This window comes from Nocardia anaemiae NBRC 100462, assembly GCF_001612725.1.
Classification (GTDB): Bacteria; Actinomycetota; Actinomycetes; order Mycobacteriales; family Mycobacteriaceae; genus Nocardia; species Nocardia anaemiae.
Window position 1 is genome coordinate 135,845 of record NZ_BDAZ01000025.1, and the last position, 13,101, is coordinate 148,945.

Annotated in this window: 13 protein-coding genes; 5 read left to right on the forward strand and 8 right to left on the reverse strand. The window is 65.4% G+C overall.

Annotated elements, in window-relative coordinates:
• Window positions 1-80 precede the first annotated feature (80 nt).
• Window positions 81-1,445 carry an FAD-binding oxidoreductase gene (locus tag NA5_RS16870; protein ID WP_062987039.1) on the reverse strand — a complete coding sequence of 455 codons (1,365 nt, stop codon included), beginning with the start codon at window positions 1,443-1,445 and terminating at the stop codon, window positions 81-83.
• Window positions 1,446-1,516: 71 nt separating this feature from the next.
• On the opposite strand from NA5_RS16870, the gene NA5_RS16875 reads away from it, so the two are divergent.
• Complete coding sequence (locus tag NA5_RS16875; RefSeq protein WP_062987041.1) at window positions 1,517-2,410, forward strand: LysR family transcriptional regulator; 894 nt, start codon at window positions 1,517-1,519, stop codon at window positions 2,408-2,410.
• A 2-nt stretch (window positions 2,411-2,412) separates the two neighbouring features.
• On the opposite strand, the gene NA5_RS16880 is transcribed toward NA5_RS16875, so the two are convergent.
• From NA5_RS16880 to NA5_RS16895, 4 genes are all read right to left on the reverse strand, one after another.
• On the reverse strand, window positions 2,413-3,165 hold the full coding sequence (locus NA5_RS16880) for an amino acid ABC transporter ATP-binding protein (protein ID WP_157110474.1): 753 nt from the start codon (window positions 3,163-3,165) through the stop codon (window positions 2,413-2,415).
• 41 nt (window positions 3,166-3,206) lie between these two features.
• Window positions 3,207-4,169, reverse strand: a complete 963-nt coding sequence (locus NA5_RS16885) for an amino acid ABC transporter permease (RefSeq protein WP_157110462.1) — start codon at window positions 4,167-4,169, stop codon at window positions 3,207-3,209.
• A 3-nt stretch (window positions 4,170-4,172) separates the two neighbouring features.
• Window positions 4,173-5,093, reverse strand: coding sequence for an ABC transporter substrate-binding protein (locus tag NA5_RS16890; protein ID WP_157110475.1), 921 nt, complete (start codon window positions 5,091-5,093; stop codon window positions 4,173-4,175).
• Window positions 5,094-5,294: 201 nt separating this feature from the next.
• Window positions 5,295-6,353 (reverse strand): isocitrate/isopropylmalate dehydrogenase family protein, encoded by a 1,059-nt coding sequence (locus NA5_RS16895; protein ID WP_062987220.1) that lies wholly within the window; start codon window positions 6,351-6,353, stop codon window positions 5,295-5,297.
• Between the two features lie 104 nt (window positions 6,354-6,457).
• On the opposite strand from NA5_RS16895, the gene NA5_RS16900 reads away from it, so the two are divergent.
• Both NA5_RS16900 and trxA read left to right on the forward strand, forming a co-directional pair.
• Window positions 6,458-6,979, forward strand: a complete 522-nt coding sequence (locus NA5_RS16900; protein WP_062987046.1) for a 2'-5' RNA ligase family protein — start codon at window positions 6,458-6,460, stop codon at window positions 6,977-6,979.
• A 68-nt stretch (window positions 6,980-7,047) separates the two neighbouring features.
• The gene (gene trxA / locus NA5_RS16905) at window positions 7,048-7,416 is read left to right on the forward strand and encodes a thioredoxin (protein WP_062987048.1); all 369 of its coding nucleotides are present in this window, start codon (window positions 7,048-7,050) and stop codon (window positions 7,414-7,416) included.
• Between the two features lie 66 nt (window positions 7,417-7,482).
• Here the strand turns inward: trxA and NA5_RS16910 are convergent, their stop codons facing one another.
• Complete coding sequence (locus NA5_RS16910) at window positions 7,483-7,917, reverse strand: 2-isopropylmalate synthase (RefSeq protein ID WP_062987050.1); 435 nt, start codon at window positions 7,915-7,917, stop codon at window positions 7,483-7,485.
• Window positions 7,918-8,360: 443 nt separating this feature from the next.
• Here NA5_RS16910 and NA5_RS16915 point away from each other — a divergent pair, with 443 nt between their 5' ends.
• On the forward strand, window positions 8,361-8,675 hold the full coding sequence (locus NA5_RS16915) for a DUF6191 domain-containing protein (RefSeq protein ID WP_062987052.1): 315 nt from the start codon (window positions 8,361-8,363) through the stop codon (window positions 8,673-8,675).
• Window positions 8,676-8,778: 103 nt separating this feature from the next.
• Here NA5_RS16915 and polA read toward each other — a convergent pair whose 3' ends face one another.
• Window positions 8,779-11,523 (reverse strand): DNA polymerase I, encoded by a 2,745-nt coding sequence (polA, locus tag NA5_RS16920; protein WP_084484191.1) that lies wholly within the window; start codon window positions 11,521-11,523, stop codon window positions 8,779-8,781.
• Between the two features lie 121 nt (window positions 11,524-11,644).
• On the opposite strand from polA, the gene NA5_RS16925 reads away from it, so the two are divergent.
• Window positions 11,645-12,061: a nuclear transport factor 2 family protein gene (locus NA5_RS16925; protein ID WP_062987056.1), complete on the forward strand. Its 417-nt coding sequence runs from the start codon at window positions 11,645-11,647 to the stop codon at window positions 12,059-12,061.
• 13 nt (window positions 12,062-12,074) lie between these two features.
• Here the strand turns inward: NA5_RS16925 and NA5_RS16930 are convergent, their stop codons facing one another.
• Window positions 12,075-13,085: a neutral zinc metallopeptidase gene (locus NA5_RS16930; RefSeq protein WP_062987058.1), complete on the reverse strand. Its 1,011-nt coding sequence runs from the start codon at window positions 13,083-13,085 to the stop codon at window positions 12,075-12,077.
• Window positions 13,086-13,101 lie beyond the last annotated feature (16 nt).

Here is a 13,101-nt window from a genome sequence, read left to right on the forward strand (position 1 = left end):
ATCCTCCGAGTATCAAAGTGATATCACGAAGATAGCACCAGATCGCCCCGGGCAACAGGTGCCCGGGGCGGTCGCGACGGTTAGTTCGCGGGTGTGATGTTGCGGTTGAAGCGGAACATATTGCGCGGGTCGTACTTCGCCTTCAGCGCGGCCAGCCGGGCGTAGGTGTCCGGTGCATAGCCGCCTCGGGTCTGTGCCTCGTCGGCGGCCGCACCCGCGCCGTACAGGAAGTTCAGACTGTGGCCAACGGTCCACGGCGCGAGCGCCGCGCGGACCACCGCATGATCCTCGGGCGCGGCGTCACCCGCATCGGGTCCGGGCATGGTGATGACGCGAACGATGTACTCGGCCTCCCGGTTGTCCACGGAAATACCCGCTGGACCACGCCTGCCCAACGCACCGCCGAGGTGCCGAATATCGACCACGGCCTGGATCGGCGACTCGGGTTCGGTGGCCTCGAGCAAGGCCGACAACGTTTCTCCGGTGAGCTCACCGAGCAGTGCATTGGTGGCGGCGTAGGCATGCGGGTGGTCGGGATCGCTGTGGATGGTGTGCGATTCGGTGTACGGCATGACCCGCAGGTCATCCTTCAGACGGTCCCCGACCGCGCGCAACGGCGCGACCAGACGCTCCCCCTCCTCGGCGGATCCGTTGTAGGCGATTCGAATCGATGCGACATAGCGACCGCGCAGTGGTTCCGGAATCTGCGGAATGGGCGGGAAGGTCATGACGGCGACCGTCGAGGTCAGCTCGTCGGGCAGCGTTGCGGTCCAATCCTTCCAGGCTTGCAGGGCCAGCTCGACCAGTGGTGTATCGAAGACCAACTGGCCGCCGTAGACGGCGGCGACCGGAACCAACTCCAGTTCCAGCGCGGTCACCACGCCGAAGTTGCCACCGCTGCCGAGCACCGCGCCGAAGAGCTCGTCGCCCGGGGTCAGCGTGCGGACCCGACCGTCCGCCGTGACGATCTCGATGACGCGCACATGTTCGGCGGCGTAGCCGAATTGCCGTGCCAGCAGGCCCAATCCGCCGCCGAGGCTGTAGCCGACCACCCCGACCGACGGCGAGGATCCGTTCAACGGCGCCAGTCCGTACGGTGCGGCGGCCTCGACCAGCGCGCCCGCCCGCACACCGGCGCCGACGCGGGCGGTGCGCGTCTGCGGGTCGATTCGGATATCGGTCATCCGGCGGGTGCTGATCAGCACACCGCCGTCGGCCGCGACCGACAGTCCGTGCCCGGTGGCCTGGACAGCGACCGGAAGTCCCTGACGCGCCGCGTATTCCACCGCACTGCGCACATCCTCGGCGTGCACCGCGCCGACGACCAGTGCGGGGCGGTGGTGGTATGCGGCCTGAAAGCCTGCGATCTCTTCGCCGTATCCGGTATCGCCGGGGCGGAAGACCGGGCCGGTGAAGGTGTCGATGATCTCTGCGATGTTTCCCATGCCTTCGACAATGCCGCGCGCCGAGCCAGAAGGATAACAGATAGTTCTGCTCGCTACTATAATCGACAGTTATGGAACTGCGTCAGCTCCGCTACTTCGTCACCGTGGTCGAGGAAGCCAACTTCACCCGCGCCGCGGCCCGATTGCATCTGGCCCAACCCGGACTCAGCGCACAGATTCGCCAGCTCGAACACGAACTGGGACAACCACTGCTGGATCGCGGCGGCCGCTCGGTGAGCTTGACCGAGGTCGGCGCGGCGGTGCTACCGCATGCGAGGGCCGCGCTGGCGGCGACCGAGCGGATCACCGCGACGGTGGACGAATTCACCGGACTGCTGCGCGGACACGTCCGCCTCGGTTGCATATCCGGCGCGGGCGACGAGGAATTCGACATCTCCTCGGTGCTCGCGGATTTCCACGACGACCACCCACAGGTCGGCATCAGCCTGACCGAGGACACCTCCGAGCGGATGCTCGCGGCGGTGCGCAGCGGTGCGCTGGATATCGCCCTGGTCGGGTTGACCGGCGCGGAGATCGGCGCCGAGATCGGCATCGACGTCGTACTCGATACGCCGGTGGTCGCAGCGGTCGCGCCGGGCGCGAAGAAGCGTGCCTCGATCACGCTCGAGCAGTTGCGCGGGCAACCGCTGATCTGTCTACCGCGCGGCACCGGCATCCGCGGCGTCTTCGATCGCGCCTGTGCCGCAGCGGGATTCGAACCCGATATCGCATTCGAGGCCGCCGCCCCACCGCTCTTGCTCCGGCTCGCCGCCCGCGGCCTCGGCATCGCGGTGGTGCCCGCGCTGACGACCGAGGAGGCCGCGGCATTCGGTGTGCGGGTGCTGCCGATCACCGAACCGGAGCTGCGCGGACAACTCGCGCTGGCGTGGCGGCGCGACCGTCCCGGCAGTCCGGCGGCGAAAGTCCTACTGGGACAACTCCGTATCGGCTTGGGCGGGCGCTGAATTCAGAGCAGTCGCGACAGGAATGCCTTGGTGCGTTCGTGTTTCGGGTCGGCGAGCATTTCGCGCGGATTACCCGCCTCCACGACCACACCGCCGTCCATGAACACCAATTGGTCGGCAACCTCACGGGCGAAACCCATTTCGTGGGTCACGACCACCATCGTCATGCCGTCGGCGGCGAGTTCGCGCATGACCCCGAGCACCTCGCCGACCAACTCCGGATCCAGCGCCGAGGTCGGCTCGTCGAAGAGCATCAGCTTGGGATCCATGGCCAGCGCGCGAGCAATGGCGACGCGCTGCTGCTGACCGCCGGAGAGCTGGGCCGGATAGGCATTCGCCTTGTCCCCCATACCGACTCGGTCCAGCAGTTCATGCGCACGCGCCGTCGCGTCCGCCTTGCGGATGCCCTTCACCTGAATGGGCGCCTCGACAATGTTCTCCAGCGCGGTCCGATGCGGGAACAGGTTGAAATGCTGGAACACCATGCCGATATCGCGGCGCTGCTTGGCCGCATCGCGCGGGTGCAATTCGTAGAGTTTGCCGCCCTTTTCGCGATAGCCGATGAGATCGCCGTCGACGTAGAGTCGACCCGCATTCACCTGCTCGAGGTGGTTGATACAGCGCAGGAAGGTCGATTTACCCGACCCGGAAGGCCCGATCAGGCACAGCACATCGCCACGGCCCACCTCGAGCGAAATGCCCTTGAGCACTTGCAGCGCACCGAAGTTCTTGCACACCCGATCCGCGCGGATCATCGGCTGTGCGTCGGTCGGCTCCACCTTGTCTGTCGTAGCGCTCATTTCGCCTTCACAATCGTCTGAGCGTCGGCCAATTCCTGCAGCTGCTTGGCGGTCAGCTGCCGTGAGGCGCCGCGCGAGTAGTAGCGCTCCAGGTAATACTGACCGATCATCAGCACGCTGGTGACCGCGAGATACCAAGTGGCAGTGACCAATAGCAATGGAATCGGCTGGAAGTTCACGCCGTAGATATCGCGGGCCCGCCCGTACAGGTCGGTGCTCAACGGGATCGCGGTGACCAGCGCGGTGGTTTTCAGCATGCCGATGAGTTCATTGCCGGTCGGCGGGATGATCACCCGCATGGCCTGCGGCAGCACGGTCCTGCGCATGGTCTGCGACCACGACATGCCGAGCGCGGTCGAGGCCTCGCGCTGCCCCTCGCCGACGGAATTGATTCCGGCACGCACGATCTCGGCCATATACGCGGCCTCGTTCAGGGCGAGGCCGATCACCGCGAAGGCGAAGGCAGCCTGCAAACCCTGCACGTCGATCCGCACGAACTCGGGCCCGAACGGCACACCGAGCTGGATCGACTTGTACAGCGACGGGAACAGACCCCAGAAGACCAACTGCACGAAAACCGGTGTGCCACGAAAGACCCAGAGATACACCCAGGCCACCGCGCGCAATACCGGATTCGGCGATAGGCGCATCACCGCGAGTAAAGCGCCGAGCACGATGGCGATCGCCATCGCGAGCACGGTCAGCTCGAGGGTGACCACCGCGCCGGAGGCGATCCGGCTGTCGAACAAGTACTTTCGATAGGTGCCCCATCCGTACGCGGGATTGGTGGCCGCGCCGTAGATGAAGAGCCCGAGCAGGGCCAGGATGATCGCCGCGGCGATCCAGCGGCCGGGCCTGCGTAGTGGAACGGCCTTGATCGGCTCCGGTTCTGCCGCGTCGATCGGCCCGCCGGGCCCGGTGTTGTCGCCGGGCACCGACGTGGTTTCGGATGACGACATCGATCAGCTCGCGGCGCCGTTGATGACCGACTTGGTGATCGCGCCTTCCTGCACACCCCAGTTCTTGGTGATCTCCAGATACTTGCCGTTGTCGATCAGGTGCTGGACGGCGGCCTGCAGCGCCTTGCCGAGCGCCGAACCCTTGGGAATGGCCCAGCCGTAGGGTGCGGAGTCGAAGACCTTGCCCGCCGCCTCGATCTTGCCGTCGCTCTTCTTGATCGCGTACGCGGTCACCGGCGAATCCGCCGACATCGCATCGACCTGGCCGAGCACCAGCGCGTTGGTCGCGGCGCTCTGCTCGTCGAACGGCTTCTTATCGATGGCGGGCTTGCCCTCCGCCTCGCACTTCTTGCTGCGCGCCGGAATCTCGTCGGTGTCCTGAACCGTGGTGGCCTGCACCGCGACCCGCTTACCGCAGGCGTTGTCCGGGTCGATCGGCTTACCCGTCTGCTGCGCCCACTGGCTGCCCGCGTTGAAGTAGGTGGTGAAGTCGACGCTCTGTTCGCGTTCCTTCGAGTCGGTGATGGAGGACATGCCGACGTCGTAGGTGCCCGCCTGGATCGCGGGAATGATCTTCTCGAAGGAGGATTCGACGTATTCGGCCTTCAGGCCGAGGGTCGTGGCGACCGCGTCCATCAGGTCGACATCGAAACCGACGATCTTGCCGCTCGGATCCTTGTACTCATTGGGCTGATAGGGGACATTGACTCCGACGACGAGCTTCCCCGACTGCTTGATCTTGTCCGGGAGCAGCGCGGCGGCCGTATCGAATTTGTCGATCCCCTGTACCTTCGCCACCGCGGGCGAATCGTCCTCGGAGTTGCTACAGCCCGTCAACACCAGTGCACCACCGGCGAGTACGCACATCACTTGCAGGGCGCGCCTGCCAAGAACCGATCGAACAGACACAGCAGCCCTCCACATTTCGGATTCGAGAAACCCGGGTGTCACCACCCGTTTGGCAATCTAAGCGATCGTGGCGTTTCGTGCTGGACAGTAACGGAAGATTATCCGTTCCGTGCGGAACACTCCGAGCACAGCAAACACTCAGGCACCGGCGGTGGACCCTACCGGACGGTCCGATGTTCGAATGAATCGGGTTCCTGGTCGCCGCGCCGGTCCGGGTCAGCGCCGGTGCACCCTGGCGCCGACCTGCTCGGTGAATTCACTGGTCGAGGCGAGACCGCCCAGGTCGGCGGTGGCGATGCCCGCGGCGAAGGTGGCCGCGACGGCGCGTTCGATGCGTTCACCCGCACTCGACAGCGTCCGGTTGTTGTCGCGAATTCCCAGCCAGTGCAACAACATTGCCGCCGAGAGTTGGAGCGCCGCCGGATTTGCGCGATTGTGTCCGGCCAGCGTCGGCGCGGCGCCGTGTACCGCCTGGGCCATCGCCTTGGTCGCCGAGCAGTTGAGCGATGCGGCGATGCCGAGCGAGCCACTCAGCTCGCCCGCGAGATCGGAGAGGATGTCGCCGAAGAGGTTCTCGGTGACCAGCACGTCGTAGTCGCTGGCCGCACGGACCAGATGGGCGGCGGTCGCGTCGACATGTTCGTCGTCGACCTCGACGCCCGGATAGGCGTGGGCAACCTCATAACAGACGTCACGGAACAGTCCCATGGTCATCGGCAGCACATTGGCCTTGTGCACGATCGTGACACGCTTGCGTCGCGCGGCCGCGAGCCGGAAGGCCTCGTGCGCGATCCGCTCACAGGCCTGCCTGGTGATCAGGCCGACCGCCATCGCCACGTCCGGGGTCGGCCGGAACTCGCCCGACCCGGCGAACATATTGCGGTCGGCGTAGAAACCCTCGCTGTTCTCCCGGACGATCACCAGGTCGATATCGGGAGCGCTCGCCTTGATTCCGGCGAAGGCACGGGCGGGGCGGATATTCGCGTAGAGGCCGAAGCGTTTGCGGATGGCGCCACCTGGTGCGATGCGAAGTTCGGGCGGGTAGGCGGCATTGTCGTGTGGGCCGAGGATCCAGGCGTCGAGCTCATCGAGAGTCGCGAGCGTCCGCTCCGGCAGCGGATCGCCGAATTCCTCGATGGCGCGCTGCCCCATCGGCAACCGAACCCAGTCGACCGAGGGCGCGCCTTCCGCGGCGAGCGCTTCGTCGACCACCGCGCTGGTGGCACGGACCACCTCGGGGCCGATGCCGTCACCTTCGATGAGGCCGAGACGCATACGGTTCACCGGGCCATCCTCCCGCGCCACGGTTCGTGCGCCGACAACTGGGCCGCGTGTTCGCCGCCCATCCAGCCGCGCGGGCGGCTAACCTCTCGTGAACTATGGTGCAGTCGGTCGAATTGTTATTGGACGATGTGGCCGATGCGGAAATCCGGCGGCAGTGGCAGTTGCTCGCGGATGCGGGCATCCCGAGTCTGGCCGGTAAGCATGTCGAAACCAATCGCCCGCATATCACCATCGCGGTGGCCAGACAGATCTGGCCGCGCATCGATCACGCGCTGGATGAGCTGAGCTTCCGACCGATTCCGATACGACTCGGCGGCGTGCTGGTCTTCGGCGCGCGCCATCCGATCCTGGTTCGGTCGGTGGTGCCCTCGGAACAATTGCTCGCCCTGCAACGTCGTATTTTCTCGGTCCTGTCGCCGTGTCCCGGCATACCGTCGAATGTGCGACCCGACGAGTGGACCCCGCATATCACGCTGGCAAGACGGGTGCCGCCGCACCATTTGGGCGAGGCGGTCCACGCCGTCGCCATGGACCGTGATTTCCCGGCATCCGTGGTGGGTATCCGCCGTTGGGACGGCGATCAACGGCGCGAGTGGCCGGTCGCCCGAGGAAAATAGAGGCACCGCCGGAAGATATGTACCGCGCCGGACGTTATAGCTGGCGACATACGACACGAGAGGACGTCATGGCCACCCAGACGCTGAACCAACAGAATTTCGATGAGATCGTCACCGGAAACGACGTGGTACTCGTCGATTTCTGGGCCGACTGGTGCGGTCCGTGCAAGAGTTTCGCACCCACCTTCGAGGCCTCCTCGGACAAGCATCCCGATGTCGTGCACGGCAAGGTCGACACCGAGGCCGAACAGGGCCTGGCCGCCGCCGCCAATATCCGCTCGATTCCCACCATCATGGCTTTCCGCGAGGGCGTACTGGTCTTCGCGCAGCCCGGCGCCCTGCCGCCCGCCGCGCTGGAGGATCTGGTCACCCAGGTGAAGGCGCTGGATATGGACGAGGTGCGCAAGCAGCTCGCCGAGCAGCAGGCAGATCAGTAAGGTCCAACTCGCACGGGCCGTTCACATTCGGTGGAATGTGAACGGCCCGTTGCGTTTTCGCTTCGCTCAGGCGCCGAGCTTGTTGACGCCCGCGATCATGGCGCGCACCGTCGATTCGGCACCGTCGTCGGCCAGGGCCGCGCCCCAGCCGCGCCTGCCGTTGCATTCGCACTGCACGAACGTCGCGGTACCGACAGCGGTGCGGCGCTGGTGGAATTGCAGGATTTCGACCGGATAGCCCTCGTCGTAGAGGGCCGAGGTCATTGCGGCCACCGGGTTGCCGGTGGCGATCACCGTGCGCAGGTGGTCGGCGAATTCGAGGGTGGCCGTGAACTCCGCGCTCCGCTTGCCCGCGGGCGACCAGTCGCCGACGCGAATCGGGCCGGTGTGCTCGCAATAGCGGTATTGGAACTGGGCAGGTGTCAGATCGGCGCATTCGGCGCGCAGCGCCTTGGGGGCTGCGGCGATGAACATGTTGGCATCAAGAGTCAGGATGGTCATTGTGCGGAGGTCTTCCCGAGGATTGTCTTCTCAATTGACAGAGGGGACCAGCGGTAAGTAGTCAGTAGCCCGCAGCGAGGGGGCCGGTCCGAATCAGACCCCGCTACGGCGGGCTACTACGAGAAGTCGCCGGGTTGCCACCATCGCGGTAAGCGGAATTAGCCCGGCGCGAGCCTCAGGCCCGGAGGCGGTAGCCTGCGTAACCACGGAGGGCCCGGAGAGCGCCGCATTCAACACTGCGCTGTCGCGGTCTGCGACATGGAGCGCGGCGCTGTGGCGGTCGGCGGGATTCGGCACGCGGACCAGAATAGGGCGATCTGCACTCGATGGCAACCACATTTGTCGCCTCGTCGCGCCTACTCGCGAGTATCATCGTCGCAGCTCAGGGGGTGTAGTACCAAGGACGGATGGCAAGGCGGCATCGCGGCGGTACTTTCGATCACATGGGTGCCCTTGTCGCCATGACCATTCCCGGCTTGGCCATGCTGCTGATCGGACTCGCATTCGTCGAGGTGCTGTGGAATCGGCTCACCGGAAGTCGGATCCTGCCGTGGTTCAAACACCGCAAGCACACACCGGTCTCCGCGACCGGATTCGAACTGGTCGCCGCGGCCTTCCAAGGTTCGAAGCATTACGAATTCGAACAGCGGCACACGGCATTGATGCATAAAGAAGATAAGTCGGATGGTGCCCCGCCGCGCGATGAGATCGATCTGCGCGCCGGATCGGCGAAGCTGGTGCGACATCATTCGGAGTGAACGATCCGGCGGTCTGACGTAGTATCCGCGCAGTCGCCAGAGCTGCTTCCGGGCACTGAAATACGATGCGGCACACCGGAATTCGGTGTGCCGCAACCATCGATCAGTGCGCTGCGGAATCCCAGCTGCGGCCGGTGCCGACGGAGACGTCCAACGGGACCGACAGCGTGATCGCCGAGGACATCTGTTCGCGGGCCAGTGCGTCCAGGGTGTCCCGCTCCCCGTCGGCGACCTCGAAGACCAGTTCGTCGTGGATTTGCAGCAGCATGCGCGAGCGCAGGCCCGCCTCCTTGATCGCCTTGTGCACGTTGATCATCGCGACCTTGATGATGTCGGCGGCGGTGCCCTGGATGGGCGCGTTGAGGGCCATGCGTTCGGCGGCCTCGCGGCGCTGGCGGTTGCTGGAGTCCAGATCGGGCAGATAGCGGCGGCGACCGAAGAGGGTTTCGGTGTAGCCGACCTTGCGCGCCTGTTCGACCACCTCGTAGAGGTAGTCGCGAATACCGCCGAAGCGGTCGAAGTAGACCTCCATCTGCTCCTTGGCCTCCTGCGTGCTGATCTTCAGCTGCGTCGAAAGGCCGTAGGAGCTCAGGCCGTACGCGAGACCGTAGGACATCGCCTTGATCCGGCGCCGCATTTCCGGCGTCACCTCCGACAGCGGGATATCGAAGGCCTTGGAGGCGACGAAGGTGTGCAGATCCTCACCGGAGTTGAAGGCCTCGATCAGGCCTTCGTCACCGGAAAGGTGGGCCATGATGCGCATTTCGATCTGGCTGTAGTCGGCGGTCATCAGCGACTGGTAGCCGGGGCCGACGACGAAGGTATCGCGGATCTGGCGACCGGTATCGGTGCGAATCGGGATGTTCTGCAGATTCGGCTCGGTGGAGGACAGGCGGCCGGTGGCGGCGATGGTCTGGTTGAAGGTGGTGTGGATGCGGCCGTCGTCGGCGACGGATTTCAACAGACCGTCCACCGTGACCTTGAGCCGGGTGGCGTCGCGATGTTCGAGCAGATGCCGCAGGAACGGATGTTCGGTCTTCTCGAACAGCGATTCCAGCGCGTCGGCGTCGGTGGTGTAGCCGGTCTTGGTGCGCTTGGTCTTCGGCATATCGAGTTCATCGAAGAGGACCACTTGCAGCTGCTTGGGTGAGCCGAGGTTGATCTGTTTGCCGATCACGCCATAGGCGGCATTGGCCGCATCGGTGACCTTATCGGCGAATTGTCGCTGCAGGGCCTCGAGCTGGTCGGTATCGACCGCGATGCCCGCATTCTCCAATTCGGCGAGCACACCGAGCAGTGGCAATTCCATATCGTCGAGCAGTGCGCTGGATTCGATCTGGCGCAGTTCGCCGTCGAGTGCCTCGGCCAGGTCGAGAACCGCCCTGGCACGCAGCATTTCGGTCTGTGCCAGCTCGGCGTCCACGGTGTCGGCATCGTCGAGCAGCGACAGCTGCGGGGTTTCCGCGGTTTCGGCGCGCAGTTCGCGGTGCAGATAGCGCAGCGAGAGATCGTCGAGATTGAAGCTGCGTTGGCCGGGTCGGACCAGATAGGCGGCCAGGGCGGTATCACTGGTCAGACCGGCGAGGGTCCAGCCGCGCCCACGCAACGCGTGCATCGCGGCCTTGGCCTCGTGCAGCGCCTTCGGCACGGCCGGATCGGCCAGCCAAGCGGCGAGTGCGGCTTCGTCTTCCGGCGTCAGCACGGAGACATCGATGTAGCCGCTCTCGCCGTCCGCGGCGGCGATGGCGAGCGCGCGCGTGTCACCATTGCCGGGCGTGCTGCTGCCGACAACCGAAATACCATGGCGGACACCGACTTTCGCATGTTCGGCGAGCCATGCGGCGACCGCGCCGACCTCTAGCGCGCCGCCGCTGATCTCGAAGCCGGATTCGGCCTCGGGCTCCGGCGGGGCGAGGGTTTCGAAGAGCCGGTCGCGCAGTACCCGGAACTCCAGATCGTCGAAGAGCTGGTGGATCTTATTGCGGTCCCACGGCTGCTGGGCCAGCTGATCGGGGGTGTAGGGCAGCGGGACGTCGCGGACCATCTCGGTGAGCTGGCGGTTGAGCACCACATTGCTGAGGTTGGCGCGCAGTGCGTCGCCGACCTTGCCCTTCACCTCGTCTACCTTGTCGACCAGGGTGGTCAGATCGCCGTATTCGCGGATCCACTTCGCGGCGGTCTTCTCCCCGACGCCCGGAATGCCGGGCAGATTGTCGCTCGGGTCGCCGCGCAGGGCTGCATAGTCCGGGTACTGAGCCGGGGTGAGCTGGTATTTGGCCATCACCTCATCCGGGGTGAACCGGGTGAGATCGGATACGCCCTTGCGCGGGTAGAGCAGCGTCACCGCATCGCTGACCAACTGGATGGCATCGCGGTCACCGGAGACGATCAGCACCCGGAAGCCCTCGGCGACGGCCTGAGTCGCGATGGTGGCGATCAGATCGTCGGCCTCGAAACCCTCGATCGCCATAACGGGAATGCCCATGGCGCCGAGCACATCCTTGGTCAGTTCGACTTGACCGCGGAACTCATCGGGCGTGGCATTGCGCCCCGCCTTGTACTCCGGATACGCCTCGGTGCGGAAGGTCTTGCGATTGACATCGAAGGCCGCCGCGATATGCGTCGGCTTCTCGTCGCGTAACAGGTTGATCAGCATCGCGGTGAATCCATAGACCGCATTCGTGGTCTGTCCGGTGACCGTCTTGAAGTTCTCCGCGGGCAGCGCGAAGAATGCGCGGTAGGCGATCGAATGCCCATCCAACAGCAACAACGTCGGCCGCTCACCACCCGCATCACTGGCTGCCACGGGTACGACGCGGGAACGCTGATCAGTAGTCGCTGGGGTCACGCCTGAGAGTCTAGGTAGCCCCACCGACAATCCACAGCCGCGGCACCCTCTTCTTGTGCGGGTCCAGTGAGCCGTCCGATTTCCGCCAGAAGCGGTTCGCCTCGGCGGCCATGATTTCCCGGTGACCACAACCCGCGCAGCACTGCAGAACTTCTTCGCCGCCGAAGCCGCCTACATCACCGAGGGCGCGAACTTCGATGCGATGGCCGCCTGCCTGGCCCCCGATGTCGTCATGTATCAGGCCGCGCACCTGCCCTACGGCGGCGAATGGCACGGCCCCGACGGCATCGAGAAATTCATGGCGGCGATGAGCCGGACCTGGGCATCGTTGGAGTTCCTCGAACAGCGGTTCGTGGTGGACGGCGACGCGGTGGTCATCTACAACCGCGGCCGCATGCTGGCCCGCGCCACCGGCCGGATGCTGGAGACCTCGGTAATGCAGCTGATGACCTTCCGCGACGGCCTGATCGCCGAGATCCGGCCCTTCTATCTGGACACCGCGGCCGTGCTCGAAGTGCTGACCGAAGCGCACCGCTAACCGCGGCACGCCCTCATTCCACGTGCGCCGGGGAGCTGTACCAGGTGTTGCACTCCCAGGTGTCGCCCTTGTCGGAACCCCATTTCCACCAGCCCCACACGTTCTCTTCGGTGCCCTGCATCCGTGCATCGCGGGTGGCCTGGCCGCCGTGGACGGTGTGGGAGGCTTCGGTCCAGGTCTGTTCATCGATATCGGCGCGGCCGAAGTTGGTGCCGAGGAACATGCCGGAGAAGCAGCGGGCCTGCAACTCCATGCGGCGGCTCTGTTCGCGACCGGCGGTGCTGTCCTTGCCGAGGGTCGAACGCTTTTCGTTGTAGGCCTGCATGACGCCGATCAGGTTCTGCACGTGGTGGCCGTATTCGGTACTGAGAACGGCCAATTGGGCGCCGCGGCGCGAACCGCTGGACAGCGGCCGCATGGCGTCGTACGGCAGCACCAGGGTTTCGTCGGGGGCGCAGTAGAACGTGGTCGGGCCGTTGCGCAGCCGCTGCACGCATTGGCTTGCCACATCACCGGATTCGGTGGGGGCGAGTAGCCGCGGCGGATGGAACGGCAGTCCGGCGCCGCGCAGTGTCGGTTCCCAGGACGCGTCCAGGCAGGCGATCGCAGCCCGGTAGAAGGCCCGCGCCGCCTCCGGATCGTCGTGCCAGGCGGGCAGTTTGCAATCGACCCTGCCGAGTCCCACGTGCTGGGCGAAGAGCGGATGGTCGGCCAGCGCCTGCACCGCGCGGCTGGACACCACCGACATCCCGGCCTGCGCTACCCCGGCCAACGGCGCGAAGGCGACCGGGGGTGCGGCATCGCCGATCGGATTCGCCGAATCGGGCAGGGCACCGGTGAATCCCGGTGTCGTGGAATGATCGGAAATCCTACGCGCGGCACTCATTTCACCCGTGTCCGCGGACTTTCCGGTCATCAGCAGAACCGTCGCGGTGAGCGCACCGACCACACCGAGCACCGCCCAGATCAGCACCATACGATTGCCGCGCAACGGACCGAGCCGAGAGCCGAACGTGCTGTTCATGACCTACCTAGAGAGC